Here is a 1,469-nt window from a genome sequence, read left to right as displayed (position 1 = left end):
GGCCAGCGGGCGCAGTTCGATGGTCAGGCGCGAGGTTGCCATGGTCTGGTTGATGCCGTCTACCCCTACAAAAAAGACCACGCTTTCCACGGCCGGTGACGCCTTTTATCGCGACCTCGCGGCCAGGCGCCCTTCCATGCAGGTTTTTCTGAATGGCTGGCGCAACAGGGTCAAGGCGCTTGGTCAATACCTGGCCGAACTTGAAAGGGAGGAAAACTGATGTGGAGCCTGATCGGCAAGCTGCTCGGCGGCGTTGGCGGCATGGTTGGCCGGATCATACCCGACCGCAACAGGCAGAATGAAGCCCAGAGCCGTATCAACGAAGCCGAGGTTTCCGGCGCTCCGGCCAGCCGCATGCGCCTGTGGAGATCGTTTCTGGGCTGGATTCTGGCCCTGCTTTTCTGCTGGGAGGTTGTGGGCCGCATGGTTATTGTACCGCTTTTTTTCGCCCAGTGGGGTGAGCACCTGCCGCCTTCTGCCCTGGACCAGATCATGGCGCTGCTTCTGGGCATGCTGGGCCTTGGCTTTTAGCGTGCCTGCCAGACTGGCTTGCCGGACGGGCCTGTCGGACAGATGACCGACATCCCTGGGGCCGCCGGCTGACAATCTGACGGACAGCCTGACAGGCAACTTTACCCCGCCCGGCAGGCTCAACGCAAACACGCTGCAACACGCGCATTAAGCACGACGCATATGGAGAACATCATGACAGCAGATATTTTTTCCTCTTCCGGCGCATCCATACTGGTGCTCATAGTCCAGGGGCTGTTTGCCTGGGCGCTCTGGAGCCTGCGCCGCGCCTTTGTGCGTCAGGACGACTACCTGCTGCACATGCAGCGCGACGTACGGCGCGAAGCCGCCACAGCCCGCCGTATCTGCGCCCTGGAAGAAAGCCTGCGGCTCATGCCCGGCAATGGCGATCTGGCCGGGCTGCATACTGAACTTTCCACCCTGCGCGGCGAAATACAGGCTCTCAGCGCCCGCATATCCGGCCTGGATCGCCTGCTTGAACGGCTGGAGCATGGGCTTGAACGGCAGGAAGACCGCCTGCACCTGATGCCCCCTGTGGGAACCGGCGCTCTTTTGCGCAGAAACAGCGCTGCCGCCGGCGGGGAAAGCCGCTAATGGCCGCCGCCCAAACGCGCACTGTCAAGGACAGGAAAAGCCGCCCCCTGCTGGACAGTCTGGAACAGCGTCTGGATCTGCTCACACGCACCCTCAACGAGGCTGAAATTTCCGGCAAAAGTATAGATATCGTCAAAGAAATAAAAGAATTGCATGCAATTTTGCGCTCACTGCGCGAAGCGGAATCGCCGGAAAATCCTCAGCCGCTCATGGTGGTGTGGGGCGGCCCGCATATGCCCGGCGGCCCATACGGTTCATCCTGTGGCTCAGCCAATTTGGGCAATTCCGGCCCCGTGGCGAAATTCGCCTCGCGCCCCGCCCCTAGTGCCTCCGGGCGCGCCGGG

The 1,469-nt window shown here is 61.7% G+C and carries 3 protein-coding genes and 1 pseudogene; all 4 read left to right on the top strand.

Features of this window, described 5'->3' with window-relative positions:
• Positions 1-220, top strand: a pseudogene (locus tag V6C16_RS13135) (hypothetical protein); the annotation flags it as partial.
• Entirely contained in the window at positions 220-531 is a 312-nt protein-coding gene (locus V6C16_RS13130; protein ID WP_333543422.1) for a hypothetical protein, read from the top strand. The pseudogene V6C16_RS13135 and the gene V6C16_RS13130, both read left to right, overlap by 1 nt.
• Positions 532-705: 174 nt before the next feature.
• On the top strand, positions 706-1,125 hold the full coding sequence (locus V6C16_RS13125; RefSeq protein WP_333543421.1) for a DUF2730 family protein: 420 nt from the start codon (positions 706-708) through the stop codon (positions 1,123-1,125).
• Positions 1,125-1,469 (top strand): hypothetical protein (locus V6C16_RS13120; RefSeq protein WP_333543420.1); only part of this gene is annotated, 345 nt, incomplete at its 3' end. The genes V6C16_RS13125 and V6C16_RS13120, both read left to right, overlap by 1 nt.

It is taken from the genome of Desulfovibrio sp. 1188_IL3213 (assembly GCF_036763145.1).
Classification (GTDB): Bacteria; Desulfobacterota; Desulfovibrionia; order Desulfovibrionales; family Desulfovibrionaceae; genus Desulfovibrio.
Note: the sequence above shows the minus strand (reverse complement) of the source record. Positions and strands in the feature narration are given on the sequence as shown.

Coding starts and splice junctions, on each gene's coding strand:
- V6C16_RS13125 (WP_333543421.1), top strand. CDS start 706: ATGACAGCAGATATTTTTTCCTCTTCCGGCGCATCCATACTGGTGCTC.
- V6C16_RS13130 (WP_333543422.1), top strand. CDS start 220: ATGTGGAGCCTGATCGGCAAGCTGCTCGGCGGCGTTGGCGGCATGGTT.